This window comes from Stappia taiwanensis, assembly GCF_014635285.1.
Lineage (GTDB): Bacteria > Pseudomonadota > Alphaproteobacteria > Rhizobiales > Stappiaceae > Stappia > Stappia taiwanensis.
In genome coordinates this window covers 321,153-335,404 of record NZ_BMCR01000004.1, presented here as the reverse complement: position 1 = coordinate 335,404, position 14,252 = coordinate 321,153, and the positions used below count along the sequence as shown (strand labels likewise).

Here is a 14,252-nt window from a genome sequence, read left to right as displayed (position 1 = left end):
CGGGTATCTTGGCCCTGACGAGCACACCCGTCCCGACTCTGTCCATGCGCTTTGGCCGCGCCATCGAATTGGTGCGCCTGTGGCTTGGTGGCAAGCCGCCGGCCGTGCAGGTGGCGGCGTTGCCCTGGCGACGGATGCCGTCCGGTCAGGTCGAGGTGCTGCTCGCAACGAGCCGTGATACCGGGCGCTGGGTATTGCCCAAGGGATGGCCGCAGAAGCGGCGCACGCTGAGCCAGTCGGCGGCGGAGGAGGCCTGGGAAGAGGTCGGTATGGTCGGCACCATGAGCGAGAAGGCCATGGGCAGCTACGGCTACAACAAGCGCCTCGACAATGGCTTCGACCGCCGTGTGCGCGTGTCGGTCTTTCCGTTGCGGGTGACCTCGCAGGCGGACAACTTCCCGGAGAAGGGGCAGCGGGAGATGCGCTGGTTCTCGCCGGAAGAGGCGGCCCAGCGTGTCCACGAGCCCGAACTTTCCGCGCTGCTGCGCATGATCTCCACGGCCGATCTGTCATCATGATGCCTCGGACGCAGCCCAGACTGACGATGGGCAGTGCTGTGTGGGGAACGTGAGAGGCGGACGGTGATCATGAATGTCTTTCGCCCGCCATCGACCACGACCCTCGACAAGGATCTGGAAAAATTCACCTATGTGGAGGAGGCGACCACCTTCCTGTCGCGTTCGCGCGTGGCGCAGGCGACGGGGTTGGCGTTCCTTCTGGTCTGCGCCGGCGTTGCCGCGCTTGTTTTTCAGAGTAACCCGAACTGGCTGCTGATCGCGGCGGCCATCGCCGTTGGTGGCTACCTGGCGCTGAATATCGGTGCGAACGATGTGGCCAACAATGTCGGCCCGGCGGTGGGCGCGCGGGTGCTCTCCATGGGCAGTGCGCTGCTGCTGGCTGCCCTGTGCGAAAGCGCGGGCGCTCTGATCGCCGGCCGGGAAGTGGTGACCACCATTTCCGCGCGCATCGTCAATCCGTCCATGTTCGCCGATCCGGCGGACTTTCCGCTGGCGATGATGGCGGCGCTGGTCGCTTCGGCGCTCTGGATCAATCTGGCGACCATCCTGCGGGCGCCGGTCTCCACCACCCATGCGGTGGTCGGTGGCGTTTTCGGTGCGGCGTTGGCCACCGCCGGGGCGGTGGCGCTCGACTGGCACACCATCGCCGCGATCGCTGTAAGCTGGATGGCCTCGCCGTTGCTCGGGGCTCTGATCGCCGCCCTGTGCCTGGCGCTGATCAAGGATCGGATCATCTACCGGGAAGACAAGATTGCCGCCGCGAAATGCTGGGTGCCGGTGCTGTTTGGCGTGATGGTTGGGGTGTTCGCGGTCTATCTGCTGGCCATCGGCATTCCGGGAGCGAGCATTCCCCTGCCGGCGGTTGTGGCAACCGGGCTGGCGGCGGCTGGTCTGACGGCGACCCTGACCGCTCCGATGGTGGCGCGGGCGGCGGAAGGGCTGGACAACCGCAATCAGTCGCTGCGCTATCTGTTTCGCTGGCCGCTGATCCTGGCGGCGGCGATCCTCTCCTTTGCCCATGGTGCCAATGATGTGGCCAATGCGGTCGGCCCGGTCGCGGCCATCGTCGGGGCACTTGGCGGCACAAACGGTCTGGCGGGGGCGGCGGCCGGGCAATCCGGCTCCGGCCTCCTGTTTCCGGTGTTGCTCGTCGGCGCGGCGGGGATCTCCTTCGGTCTCCTGCTGTTCGGACCGCGCCTCGTGCGCATGGTCGGTGAGCGCATTACCCGGCTGAACCCGATCCGGGCGTTTTGCGTGGCGCTGGCCACCGGGATCACGGTGCTGATGGCAAGCGGGCTTGGTCTGCCGGTGTCCTCCACCCATATCGCGGTCGGCGCGGTGTTCGGCGTCGGCTTCTATCGCGAATGGTTCATGAACCGGGACCGGTTGCAGAAGGCCGTCCGGCGCCGCGCGCCCTTCGATGAACGCGGTGTGCTCAGGGAGGCGGAGCCGGCGGATCTGCGCCGCCGCAAGCTGGTGCGCCGCGCCCATGTGCTGACCATCGTCACCGCCTGGCTGGTGACGGTTCCCTCGACCGGGGCGCTGGCGGCGTGTATCTGGTACGCTTTGCAGTGGCTTCGCTGATCCTTCGCACGTTTCCCGAAACGTCGAAGCGGAGCGGCACGGCCCCAACGCCGGCAGGCAGGGAAGATGTTTGAAACGAGATATCGGAAGAGGATCGAGACGGATCTGGCACGCTGGACCGGCGAGGGGCTGATCAGCGCCGAGACGGCGGGGCTGCTACGCGCCGATATCGCCGGACGGGCGACCGCCGGAATGCGGGTGCCGATGCTGCTCGGCGCAATCGGCGTCATCTTTCTGGCCCTGTCGATTGCCGCCTTCGTGGCCGCCAACTGGGACGGCATTCCGCGCGTGGCGAAACTGGTCGGCATCTTCGCGGCGATTGCCGCTGCGCATGGCCTCGCCGGAGTGCTGGCGAGCCGGGGGCGCAAATGGGCGGCGGATGTGGCCACCATGTTCGCAACGCTCGTCTTCATTTCGGGCATTGCGCTGATCGGGCAGATCTATCACCTGCCTGCCGACTGGGAAGGCGGTGCCCTGCTGGTGTCGCTGGGGGCGCTCGCTGCCGCCTGGCTGACCGGATCGCGCGGTGCGCTGGTGATTGCCGCCATCGCCGCGCTTGCCGCCATTCCCTGGTGGGAAGATCCGGCGGCGGAGCTCATGTCGATCTTCTGGACCTCGGCGGCGCTGTTTGTCGCCTGCCTTCTGCATGTCCTGCGCTTCTCCTCTTTCGCCGGCCGCGTGGCGGTTCTGGTGCAAGGGGTGGCGGTCTATGGCTGGGTGGCGGCCTGGTGGATCCCGTCGATCCATGACGAGGGGCCATATTTGCTGGCGATTGCTGCTGTTGCCGCCGCGCTCGCCGTCTGGGGCACGCTGCTGCGCGGTGGGCTAGTGCTGGGGCGCCAGCACTCCATGCTGGCTGGCCTGCCGCTGTTCGCCGGGCTGATGCAGAACAGCGGCATCATGCTGTTGTCGATTTCCAGCATCCTGACCATCTCCGCCGTGCTGTTCGACGGCCGGAGCGATCCGCTGGCGCTCGATGCTGCGGTGATCTTCGATCTGCTGCCGGTGCTGCTCATGCTGGCGGCGGCCCTCGTTGGCTGCGGGCTGATGCTGGCCGGTGGCGCCGACACGAAGGCGCGGCGGGCGGTCTGCATCGTTGCCTTGTTGAACCTTGCCGGGCCGCTGCTGTTTCTGGTGTTGCCCACGGCCACGGTGCTGCATGCCGCCATTGCCTGCGCGGCGCTGATCTCCGTCAGCGCCCTTGGCGTCTATCTTTCGGTCGGGGCCTGGACCGTGGCGGGCAATCTCTGGCTCGCCATTTTGCTGCTTTTGCTGCTGCACGAGACCATCGGCTCGCTCCTGGGGCAGTCGGCGTTCTTCCTGGTCGCCGGCCTGGTGATGGTTGCGGTGGCCTTTGTCAGCGCGCGGATGATGATGCGTCGCCGGGCGGCGGCCAAGCTGGAGGAGCGGACATGAGCACCGCCTTGCGCTCTCCCTGGCTTCGCTGGGGGCTTGCCGCGCTGATCCAGCTCCTGCTGGTCGCCCTGCCGCTCGCCGACCGGTTGTCGGTGCATTATTCCGGAGCGGAGGTGACGCTGGCCCTGCGGCCGGTCGATCCGCGCGATCTGCTGCGCGGCGACTATGTGATCCTCAATCCCGCGATTGGTGAGGTGGACGTCTCCGTGGTCGGGAGCCCCGAGAACCTTCAGGCCGGTGACCGCGTTTGGACCGTGGTGGAGCCGGATGCGGACGGCATCTATCGTGCGGTGGACCTGCTCCGCACGCCTCCCGCCGCCGGGCGCATCGCCCTGAACGGAACCGTGCGGCGGATTGCGGCGGGAAACCGCGTTCTCATCGACTATGGGCTCGATGCGTTCTTCGTGCCGGAGGGGCGGGGCCGCGAGATCGAGCAGATTGACAGTAGCACCATGCGGCTGGTGGTGGCCGTCAGCGCGGACGGGCGCTCGGCGCCGCTGCGCCTTCTCGCCGATGGCAAGGTCCTGCTTCAGGACAGTGCCTTCTGATGAATGCCGGACCGCGTGTCAGCGGTCCGGTCGTTTCTTGCTCTGGCCTGTGTTGCAGTCCGGGCGGGCGGTTTTCAGTCGCCGTCGCCTTCGGCCAGCATTTCCAACTCCAGCCAGGTTTCCTCCGCCTCCGCCAGCTTGTCCTGCGCCTTGGAAATCTCGGCCATCAGCTTGTCGAAGCGCTTTGGGTCGCGGGCAAAAAGGTCAGGGTCCTCAAGCTCGCCCTGCATGGTGGCGATGCGGCTGGTGAGCGCGTCGATCTCGCCGGGCAGGGTCTTCAACTGATGCTGTTGGGTGAAGCTGAGGCGGGCCTTCTTCTTCGGCTTTTCTTCTTGCGGGCGCGGTTTCGTGGCCGTTTTCGCCGGCGCGGAGGAGGCTGCCTTGCGGGCGGCGACGCCGGCGCCGCGCTGGGCGACCATGTCGGAATAGCCGCCGGCGTATTCGGTCCAGCGCCCATCGCCCTCGGCGAAGATCACCGACGTCGCCACCCGGTCGAGGAAGTCGCGGTCGTGGCTGACCAGAAGCACGGTGCCGGCGTAATCCGCCAGCATCTCCTGCAACAGGTCGAGGGTTTCCAGATCGAGATCGTTGGTCGGTTCGTCGAGCACCAGAAGGTTCGACGGGTGGGCCAGCGCCCGGGCCAGCATCAGGCGGCCGCGCTCGCCGCCGGAAAGAGCGGCAACCGGCGTGCGCGCCTGTTCGGGCGCGAACAGGAAGTCCTTCATGTAGGACATCACATGGCGGGTGCCAGAGGGCAGGGTGACCATGTCGCCGCCCCCGCCGGTCAGCACGCCGGCGACGGTGTCGTCATCCTTCAGCGACTCCCGCGCCTGATCCATGGTCACCATTTCCAGCGCGGTGCCGAGAATGACGGTGCCTTCGTCGGGCTGGAGCGCGCCGGTCAGCAGTTTCAGCAAGGTGGTCTTGCCGGCGCCATTCGGGCCGACGAGGCCGACCCGGTCGCCGCGCAGGACCCGCGTGGAGAAGTCGCGCACGACCGGTCCGGCGCCGAAGTCCTTGCTGATGCCGCGCGCTTCCATCACCCGCTTGCCGGAGGTCTCCGCTTCGCCGACGGTCAGCGTCACGCTCCCTTGCGGTCCGCGATGGGCCTTCTTCTGGCTCCTGAGATCGGCGAGTTCGCGCACCCGGCGCATGTTGCGCTTGCGCCGGGCGGTGACCCCATAGGTCATCCAGTGTTCCTCGCGCTTGATCTTCTGCGCGAGCTTGGCCTGGTCCCGCTCCTCCTGCTCGAACACCTCGTCGCGCCAGGCCTCGAAATGGGCAAAGCCCTTGTCGAGCCGCCGCGAGGTGCCCCGGTCGAGCCAGACGGTCGCCCGGGTCAGATCGGCGAGGAAGCGGCGGTCATGGCTGATCAGCACCAGTGCCGAGCGCATCGAAGCGATTTCGCCTTCCAGCCATTCGATGGCCGGCAGGTCAAGGTGGTTGGTCGGCTCGTCGAGCAGCAGAATGTCGGGTTCCGGCGCCAGGGTACGGGCGAGCGCCGCCCGGCGCTTCTCGCCGCCTGACAGGGTGCGCGGATCCTCCGCCCCGGTCAGCCCCAGCACCTCCAGCAGGTATTGCGCCCGGTACGGGTCGTCGCCGGGGGCAAGCCCGCCGCTGGCATAGTCGAGGACGCTGTCGTAGCGGCTGAGATCCGGCTCTTGCGGCAGATAGCGGATGGTGCGCCCCGGCTGTACGAAGCGTTCACCGCCGTCGGCCTCGATCAGACCGGCGGCGATTTTCAGCAGAGTGGACTTGCCGCAGCCATTGCGGCCGACAAGGCCGATCCGGTCGCCTTCTCCGACCTGGATTTCTGCGCCTGTAAGCAGCGGCGTGCCGCCGAAGGTGAGGGAGATGTCGCGAAGATGCAGAACGGGAGGCGCCATGAACGAGCCGATTGAAACCCTGAAAGATGACCGAAGCGGGAACCGGCTCCGGCATACGGTGGATGAAACGGACGCAGAGCGTCAGGTGAGTGTGCGGGCGCGCTGCAGCAGCACGCGGGTCATGTCGATCAGTTTGCGCATTTGCGCGCGCGCGCGGTCCGCGTCGCCAGCCTCTACCGCCTCCAGCACCAGCCGATGCTGATCGAGAGCGATCGGGTCGGTGATGCGCGGATCGGAGGTGACGACGATCGAGGCGCGCAAGGCGTTCTCGATGCAGGCGCCAAGACCGGACATCAGCGCATTGCCGCTGGCGGCCAGAAGCAGCCGGTGAAACCGCACATCGGCATCGAGTGTCGCCTGGGTGCGTCCGCCGGCGGCGGAGCTCATGGTCTCCAGCGCCTCGCGCAGATCGGCGAGGTCCTGCGGGCTGGCGTGCTCCGCCGAAAGGGCGGCGGCCTCCGGTTCGACCAGGTCGCGGATGCTGAGAAGCTCGTCCAGGATCTGATGCTGCGGCACCACCTTGCGGCGCCAGTGCAGCATCTGGTCATCGAGATAGTTCCAGTCGACCGCCGGGCGCACACTGGTGCCGTGCTTCGGCCGGGAGGTGATCAGCCCCTTGCCGACCAGCGTCTGCAAGGCTTCGCGCAGGCAGGTGCGGCTGACACCGAGGTCGGCGAGCAGGTCCACTTCGGTGGGGAGCGTGGTGCCCGGCGGATAGGTTCCGTCGAGAATTCGCAGTGCGATGGTTTCCGCTACGGCGGATTTGAGGTTGCCGCGAAGCTGCGGCGCAACATCCTGCATGGCGTCCGTCTTCTGTCTTGCGGCGGATCCGCTGAATTGGTCAGGCAAAGGCATCACGCATTGTCGTCCGCAAATCAAGGGGCGTGTCCGCCTCGCGCATGACAGACGCAGAAAAGTCGCGGTTGGACGTGCGGGGACGCGGAGGGAAGCTGCCTCCTTCGAACGGGAAGATTACGCGGCCGGAATCCTTGAGAGCGGAATGATTTTCCGGAGTTCTCGAAGTTTCGGAAAATCATATGTTTTCAGCGCGGTTCGCCGGATCGAGAGCGGTGGGGCTATTGTCATCCTCGGTGCGGGGTGGAATGTTTGGAAAATACCACCGCTGGTGCGCGCCGGCCAGGCCTGGAGGAGAGGCGGCGGCGCGCGCCCCGGTCGATGCCGACCGGCCCGGGCGGGCCGGTTTGCGGATTTCGGGCAAATCAGATTGCGACTAACAGGGAGAGAAAAATGATCAAGACTGTCGGTTCGGCGTTCCGCGCCACGCTGCTGGCCGGGGCCTTGCTGGCCGCGACCTCGCTGACCGCCGCCGCCGAGGTGGTGTATCACCGCGGCAATGACGGCAATCCGGAAACCCTCGACCAGCACAAGACCTCGACCGTTGCGGAGGGGCATATCCTGCGCGACCTCTATGAGGGGCTGATGGTCTATGACGCCAGGGCGAAGGTGGTGCCGGGTGTGGCCGAAAGCGTGGAGGTGTCGGATGACGGCATGGTCTACACCTTCAAGCTGCGCGATGCGAAATGGTCGAATGGCGACCCGGTGACCGCTGGCGATTTCGTCTACTCCCTGCGCCGGATCATGACGCCGGAAACCGGTGCCAAATACGCCAATATCCTCTATCCGGTGAAGAACGCGGAGAAGATTAACAAGGGGGAGGCGAAGCCGGAGACGCTTGGGGTCGTTGCGCTGGACGACAAGACCCTGGAAATCACTCTGGAACAGGCGACCCCGTATTTCCTGGAGCTGCTGACCCATCAGACCGGCCTTCCGGTGCATCCGGCCAGCGTCGAGGCCCATGGCACGGATTTCGTCAAGCCGGAGAACATCGTCACCAACGGCGCTTACACGCTTGCCGAGTTCACGCCGAACGACAAGCTGGTCGCGGTGAAGAATGCGCATTATCACGGCGCCGACAACGTCGCCATCGACAAGGTGATTTTCTACCCGATTGAGGACCGCGCTTCGTGTGTGCGCCGCTTCGAGGCGGGGGAAATCCATTCCTGCTCGGACCTGCCGACCGATCAGATTGCCGCCTTGCGCACCAAGTTCGGCGATCAGGTGCGCACCCCGCCTTATCTTGGAACGTATTATTATTCGTTCAATATGAAAAAGCCGCCGCTTGACGATGTACGGGTGCGCCGCGCCCTGTCGCTGGTGGTCGACCGGGAATATATTGGCGAGGACATCTGGGGCGGAACCATGGTGCCGGCCTATTCGCTGGTGCCACCGGGGATCAACAATTACGGCGAGCCGGTCGAGGCGGACTACAAGGGCAAGGCGATGCTCGACCGCGAGGACGAGGCGTTGAAGCTTTTGGGCGAGGCCGGTTTCGGCCCGGACAAGCCCCTGAAGCTGGAGATCATGTACAACACCTCGGAGAACCACAAGAACACGGCTATCGCCATTGCCGACATGTGGAAGACCATTGGTGTGGAGACCACCATGGTCAACCGCGACCTGGCCAGCCACTATGCCCATTTGCGTGAAAAGGGCGACTACGACATCGCCCGCGCCGGCTGGATCGGTGATTATTCCGACCCGCAGAATTTCCTGTTCCTGGTGGAATCGGACAACGACGGCTTCAACTACGCGAATTACGCCAACCCCGAGTATGACGCGCTGATGGACAAGGCCGCCGCCGAAACGGACCTGGAAAAGCGGGCGGAGATCCTGCGCCAGGCGGAGACCCTGTTCCTCCGGGATCTGCCGTTCCTGCCGATCCTCTACTACTCCTCGCACAGCCTGGTCTCGCCCAAACTGTCCGGCTGGGAGGACAATCTCCAGAATGTGCATCCGACGCGGCTGATGTCGATCGGCAACTGACGGGCCGGCGGCGGGGTGGTTCCGGCTTTCACGGACTGCCCCGCCGTCTCGTCCTTCGCTCCGCCGGCGTGACATCTGCCGGTGGACGCCCGTTGTCTGCCAAACCTGGAGCCTGCATCTGATGCTTGGCTACGTGCTGCGCCGGCTGTTTACGGCGATCCCGACCCTGTTCTTCATTGTGACCGGGGCGTTCTTCCTGATCCGCGTCGCGCCGGGCGGACCGTTCAATCTGGAACGGCCGCTCGAAGCCAAGGTGATGGAGAACCTGAACAAGATCTACCACCTCGATAAGCCGCTCTGGGAACAGTACCTCTATTATCTCGGCAATCTGATGCGCGGCGACTTCGGCCCGAGTTTCGTCTATCGTGACTTCTCGGTGTCCGAACTGTTCGCCTCGGGCCTGCCGGTCTCGGTGCAGATCGGCGCCTCGGCGCTGGTGCTGGCGCTGGTGTTCGGCACGCTGCTCGGCGTTGCCGCCGCCCTGCGCCAGAACCAGCCGGCGGACTACGGCGTCGTCGGTCTTGCCACCCTTGGCATCACCATTCCCACCTTCGTTATCGCACCGCTCTTGTCGCTGGTCTTCGGCGTCTGGCTGGGGTGGCTGCCGGCCGGCGGCTGGGGCGATGGCGCCTTCGCCAACAAGGTGCTGCCAGTGGTGACGCTGGCCTTGCCGCAAATCGCGGTGGTCACCCGGCTGACGCGCGGAGCGATGATCGAGGCGATGCGTTCGCACCATATCCGCACCGCGCGCGCCTATGGGCTGAAGCCCTGGACCGTTGTCGTCGTGCATGCGCTGCGCTCGGCGATCCTGCCGGTGGTGTCCTACGCAGGGCCCGCGGCGGCGGCGCTGCTGACCGGCTCGGTGGTGGTGGAGACCATCTTCGGCATTCCCGGCATCGGCCGGTATTTCGTCCAGGCGGCGCTCAATCGCGATTACACGCTGGTGATGGGCACGGTGATCGTCATCGCCATCTTCATCATCATTTTCAACCTTGTGGTCGATCTGCTCTATGCGCTGATCGATCCGCGCGTGCGGCTGGGGTAGCGACATGGCGACCATGAAAACAACCGCAGCCGCGCCGGTTCGCGGGCGCTCGCTCTGGGATGACGCGCTGATCCGGCTGAAGCGCAACAGGGCGGCGACCCTGAGCCTGGGCTTTCTCGTGGCGATGGCGCTGGCCTGCATCATCGGCCCGCTGCTGACCGGTCATGGCTATGACCAGGTGTATCGCTCCTATGTGAAGGTCGGGCCGAGCCTGACGCCCTATCCGCGAGCGGAGACGGTGGCGCCGGCGGCGCGGCGGGCGCTGCGCCGCGCCCGGGTCGAGGTCGGCGAGGACATCGTCATCGGCGATGGCATCGTGCGCATTCCGGTCTCCTCCGAAGGCGAACTCGACCAGCGCATCGTGCGCTACATCGACCGGGGAGATATCTTCTCCGGCGCGCGGCTGGAGGATCTTGCCGCCGATGGCCGCTCTGCGGTGATCGTCGCCGATATCGAGCAACTCACCTTCCTGTTCGGCACCGATGCGACCGGCCGCGATCTGCTGACGCGCACGCTGATCGCCGGGCGGATCTCCATGACCATCGGTCTTTTGGCGACGGTGGTGGCGATTGTCATCGGCGTCACCTATGGCTCGCTGTCCGGCTATCTCGGCGGGCGCGCCGACCTGTTGATGATGCGCATCGTTGATGTGCTGTACTCGCTGCCCTTCATCTTTTTCGTGATCCTGCTGGTGGTGTTCTTCGGGCGCAATTTCGTGCTGATGTTCATTGCCGTCGGCGCGGTCGAATGGCTCGATATGGCGCGGATCGTCCGGGGCCAGACCCTGACCCTGAAGCGCCAGGAGTTCGTGCAGGCGGCCGAAGCGCTCGGGGTGGAGAACATCGGCATCCTGCGCCGGCACATCATCCCCAACCTGACCGGGCCGGTGGTGATCTACATGACCTTGCTGGTGCCGAAGGTGATCCTGCTGGAAAGCTTCCTGTCGTTCCTTGGCCTCGGCGTGCAGGAGCCGATGACCAGTTGGGGCGTTCTGATCTCCGAAGGCGCGCGGGACATCGAGGGCAATCCGACCATGCTGCTGTTCCCGGCGCTGTTCCTCACCTCGACGCTGTTCGCCCTCAATTTCATCGGCGATGGCCTGCGCGACGCGCTCGACCCGAAGGACCGATAAAGATGACGGCAATGACGGACGCGGTCGGGGTGGAGCCCGTTCTCGACATTCAGAACCTGCGTGTCACCTTCCAGACCAACGATGGTCCGGTGGCGGCGGTGCGCGGCGTCGATATCAGCGTGAGCAAGGGCGAAACGGTCGCCATCGTCGGCGAGAGCGGATCCGGCAAGAGCCAGACCATGATGGCGGCGATGGGGCTGCTCAGCGACAATGGTCGGGCCGAGGGGCGGGTGCTCTACCGGGGGGAGGACATCCTCGGTCTGCCGCTGAAGCGCCTCAACACGGTGCGCGGCGCCCGCATCACCATGATTTTTCAGGAGCCGATGACCTCGCTCGACCCGCTCTACTCCATCGAGCGGCAGTTGTGCGAACCGATGATCGAGCATGGCGGGCTGGGCCGCAAGGCGGCGGCCGCCCGGGCGCTGGACCTGCTCAAGCTCGTCGGCATTCCCGCGCCGGAAGACAAGATCAAGGCCTATCCGTATGAGCTGTCCGGCGGCCAGCGCCAACGGGTGATGATCGCCATGGCGTTGGCCAATGACCCGGATGTGCTGATTGCCGATGAGCCGACGACGGCGCTCGACGTGACCACCCAGGCGCAGATCCTCGAACTGCTCGCCGATTTGCAGAAACGCATCGGCATTGCCGTGGTCTTCATCACCCATGACCTGGGCATCGTCCGGCGCATCGCCGACCGGGTGGTGGTGATGAAGGATGGTGAGGTGGTGGAAGCCGGGCAGACGGCGAAGATCTTCGATCACCCGGCCCATCCCTATACGCGGATGCTTCTGGATGCGGAGCCGGAGGGCGAGAAGCCGCCGGTCGGCGAGGACAAGCCGATTGTCATCGACGGTCAGAAGGTCGGGGTGTCCTTTGCCATTCCGCGCGGCTTCATGAAACAGCCGGTACTGTTTCACGCGGTGGAGGATGTGTCGCTGGTGGTGCGTGAGGGCCAGACCCTCGGCATTGTCGGCGAAAGCGGATCGGGAAAATCGACCCTCGGGCGGGCGCTCCTGCAATTGCTGCCCCATTCGGGGCGGGTGCATTTCGACGGCCAGGATATTTCCAACGCCGGCAAGCAGGTGATGCGGCCGCTGCGCCGCCAGATGCAACTGGTGTTTCAGGATCCGTTCGGCTCGCTCAGCCCGCGCATGACCGTCGGTCAGGTCGTCACCGAAGGGCTGCTGGTGCACGAACCTGGCCTGTCGGCGGGCGAGCGCGATCGGCGGGCCTGTCAGGTGCTGGAGGAGGTGTCGCTCGATCCGGCAATGCGCAACCGCTACCCGCATGAGTTTTCCGGCGGACAGCGCCAGCGTATCGCCATTGCCCGTACCATGGTGCTGAAGCCGAGACTGGTGGTGCTGGACGAACCGACCTCGGCGCTCGACCGCACCGTGCAGAAGCAGATTGTCGAGCTGTTGCGCGGACTGCAGGCCGAACACCGGCTCACCTATGTCTTCATCAGCCATGATCTGGCGGTGGTGCGGGCGCTGGCCGATACGGTGGTGGTGATGAAGACCGGCAAGGTGGTGGAGGCCGGACCGACGGCGGCGATCTTCGAGGCGCCGCGCGATCCCTATACCCGCGACCTGATCGCGGCGGCCGCGCTGGAGCCGATGCACGGCAGGGTCGTTGGTGCATGAATGCACGCTCGCGCTTTGGCGCGGGATCGGCTACAACACGGACCGTCCGGACAACGGGTATTCGGGAGTGATCGATGGAAATGAAACGGCGCCTTGACGCCAGTGGCGCGCTGACGCGGCGCAGCCTCGTTCTCGGGGCCCCCTTGGTGCTGGCCGCCTGCCAGACCTCGGGCGTTGCGACGAGTGTCGGGTTGCACAATCAGCCTCCGTTGCCGGGGGAAGGGTTCGACTACGCGGCGGCCTATGCGGCGACGACCGATTACGATTTCAAGGTCCCGGCGCTGAACTACAAGAAGTATGACCGCAAGTACTGGCGCCAGGTGGTGGATTACGACACCAGCGAGCGGGCCGGGACGATCATCATCGACCCCTATGCCAAGTTCCTGTACTGGACGCTCGGCGGCGGCAAGGCTCTGCGCTACGGCATTGGCGTTGGCCGGGCCGGCTATGCCTGGAATGGCGATGCCAAGGTGCGGGTGAAGCGCGTGTGGCCGATCTGGCGCCCTCCACGGGAAATGATCGCCCGCAACCCGGCGCTGGAGAAATACTGGAAGGACGGCTACCCGCGCGGCCCAAGGAATCCGCTCGGCGCCCGGGCAATGGACCTGTGGCAGGGCAGTGTCGACACGCTCTACCGCATCCATGGCACCAAGAAGCCGGACAGCATCGGCCGGAGCGTGTCCAGCGGCTGCATCCGCATGTGGCATCAGGACATCATCGATCTGTTCAACCGGGTGCCGCTTCACACCAAGGTGGTGGTGCTCGACAAGGCTCACTCGACCAGCTGATGGCAGTGGGCTGAAACGGTACGGCGCGGCTCAGCTCGCGCCGTCGCGGGGGCGGAGCGAGGCGACGAAGTCGTTGAACCGCTCCCCCTGAATCAGGATATGGGCGCGCAGCGCCTCTTCCGTTCGCGTATCGTCGCCGTCGAGAATGGCCGCGACGATCGCCTCATGCTCCTGAAATGAGTTGCCCACCCGGTTGCGCACATGCAGTTGCAGCCGGCGATAGGGTTTCAGACGGCTTTGCAGTGCGCGCGCCTGCTCGGCGAGAAACTCGTTGCCGCTGCCGCTGTAGATCGCTTCGTGAAACTGGCCGTTCGCCTCGAAATAGGCGCTGGGGTCGCCGCTTTCGGTGGCCCGGGCGCAGGCCTCATGCGCCGCGACAAGCCGGGCGTGCTCGTCCGGCGTCATGCGGCGGGCGGCGAGGCGGCCGCACATGGCCTCCAGCTCCGCCATCACCTCGAACATCTCGATCAGCCGGCGGATGCCGATTTCGCGCACGAAGGCGCCGCGCCGGGGGCGAATCTCGATCAGTCCCGATGCCGCGAGCTCGATCAGCGCCTCGCGGATCGGCGTGCGCGACACGGCAAAACGGCGCGCCAGAGAGGCTTCGTCAAGCCGGGTGCCCGGCGGATAGACGCCGCCGGCAATGTCCTCTTCCAGCACTTCGCGCAGCGCCTTGGCGGTGCGGGTCGCGGTGGGGGCGTGGGGGGCACTCTCTGTGTTCATGGGATCAGGATATGCACATTCTCCTTTCTTGTATACAAAAACCGTTGACTTGAATGCATGGAGCGTGATTGCCTTGCAATCCGGGCGGGAGGAACCGGCCAGGGATCGGTGGCGGTCCGCCACTG

General features: G+C 65.7%; 12 protein-coding genes. 9 read left to right on the top strand and 3 right to left on the bottom strand.

The genetic code is table 11. The features are described from left to right. Positions 1-8: 8 nt before the first annotated feature. The 4 genes from IEV83_RS12210 (at position 9) to IEV83_RS12195 (ending at position 4,066) form a co-directional block, all read left to right on the top strand. Positions 9-518, top strand: coding sequence for an NUDIX hydrolase (locus IEV83_RS12210; RefSeq protein WP_244628156.1), 510 nt, complete (start codon positions 9-11; stop codon positions 516-518). Between the two features lie 69 nt (positions 519-587). Next, positions 588-2,102, top strand: a complete 1,515-nt coding sequence (locus IEV83_RS12205; protein WP_181758978.1) for an inorganic phosphate transporter — start codon at positions 588-590, stop codon at positions 2,100-2,102. A gap of 66 nt (positions 2,103-2,168) precedes the next feature. Further along, on the top strand, positions 2,169-3,518 hold the full coding sequence (locus IEV83_RS12200) for a DUF2157 domain-containing protein (protein ID WP_181758979.1): 1,350 nt from the start codon (positions 2,169-2,171) through the stop codon (positions 3,516-3,518). Further along, entirely contained in the window at positions 3,515-4,066 is a 552-nt protein-coding gene (locus IEV83_RS12195) for a GDYXXLXY domain-containing protein (protein WP_181758980.1), read from the top strand. The genes IEV83_RS12200 and IEV83_RS12195 overlap by 4 nt, the downstream gene beginning before the upstream one ends. 74 nt (positions 4,067-4,140) lie before the next feature. Here the strand turns inward: IEV83_RS12195 and IEV83_RS12190 are convergent, their stop codons facing one another. Both IEV83_RS12190 and IEV83_RS12185 read right to left on the bottom strand, forming a co-directional pair. Continuing rightward, entirely contained in the window at positions 4,141-5,952 is a 1,812-nt protein-coding gene (locus IEV83_RS12190; RefSeq protein WP_181758981.1) for an ABC-F family ATP-binding cassette domain-containing protein, read from the bottom strand. An 81-nt stretch (positions 5,953-6,033) separates the two neighbouring features. Beyond that, positions 6,034-6,753, bottom strand: a complete 720-nt coding sequence (locus tag IEV83_RS12185; RefSeq protein WP_181758982.1) for a FadR/GntR family transcriptional regulator — start codon at positions 6,751-6,753, stop codon at positions 6,034-6,036. A gap of 447 nt (positions 6,754-7,200) precedes the next feature. On the opposite strand from IEV83_RS12185, the gene IEV83_RS12180 reads away from it, so the two are divergent. From IEV83_RS12180 to IEV83_RS12160, 5 genes are all read left to right on the top strand, one after another. Next, positions 7,201-8,796, top strand: a complete 1,596-nt coding sequence (locus IEV83_RS12180; protein ID WP_181758983.1) for a peptide ABC transporter substrate-binding protein — start codon at positions 7,201-7,203, stop codon at positions 8,794-8,796. A gap of 121 nt (positions 8,797-8,917) precedes the next feature. Further along, entirely contained in the window at positions 8,918-9,841 is a 924-nt protein-coding gene (oppB, locus tag IEV83_RS12175) for an oligopeptide ABC transporter permease OppB (protein WP_181758984.1), read from the top strand. A gap of 13 nt (positions 9,842-9,854) precedes the next feature. Next, entirely contained in the window at positions 9,855-10,973 is a 1,119-nt protein-coding gene (locus tag IEV83_RS12170) for an ABC transporter permease subunit (protein WP_181758985.1), read from the top strand. A gap of 11 nt (positions 10,974-10,984) precedes the next feature. After that, positions 10,985-12,616, top strand: coding sequence for an ABC transporter ATP-binding protein (locus IEV83_RS12165; RefSeq protein WP_181759235.1), 1,632 nt, complete (start codon positions 10,985-10,987; stop codon positions 12,614-12,616). A gap of 74 nt (positions 12,617-12,690) precedes the next feature. Further along, positions 12,691-13,404 carry a L,D-transpeptidase gene (locus IEV83_RS12160; protein WP_181758986.1) on the top strand — a complete coding sequence of 238 codons (714 nt, stop codon included), beginning with the start codon at positions 12,691-12,693 and terminating at the stop codon, positions 13,402-13,404. Between the two features lie 30 nt (positions 13,405-13,434). On the opposite strand, the gene IEV83_RS12155 is transcribed toward IEV83_RS12160, so the two are convergent. Then, positions 13,435-14,127, bottom strand: a complete 693-nt coding sequence (locus IEV83_RS12155; protein WP_181758987.1) for a GntR family transcriptional regulator — start codon at positions 14,125-14,127, stop codon at positions 13,435-13,437. Positions 14,128-14,252: the final 125 nt, after the last annotated feature.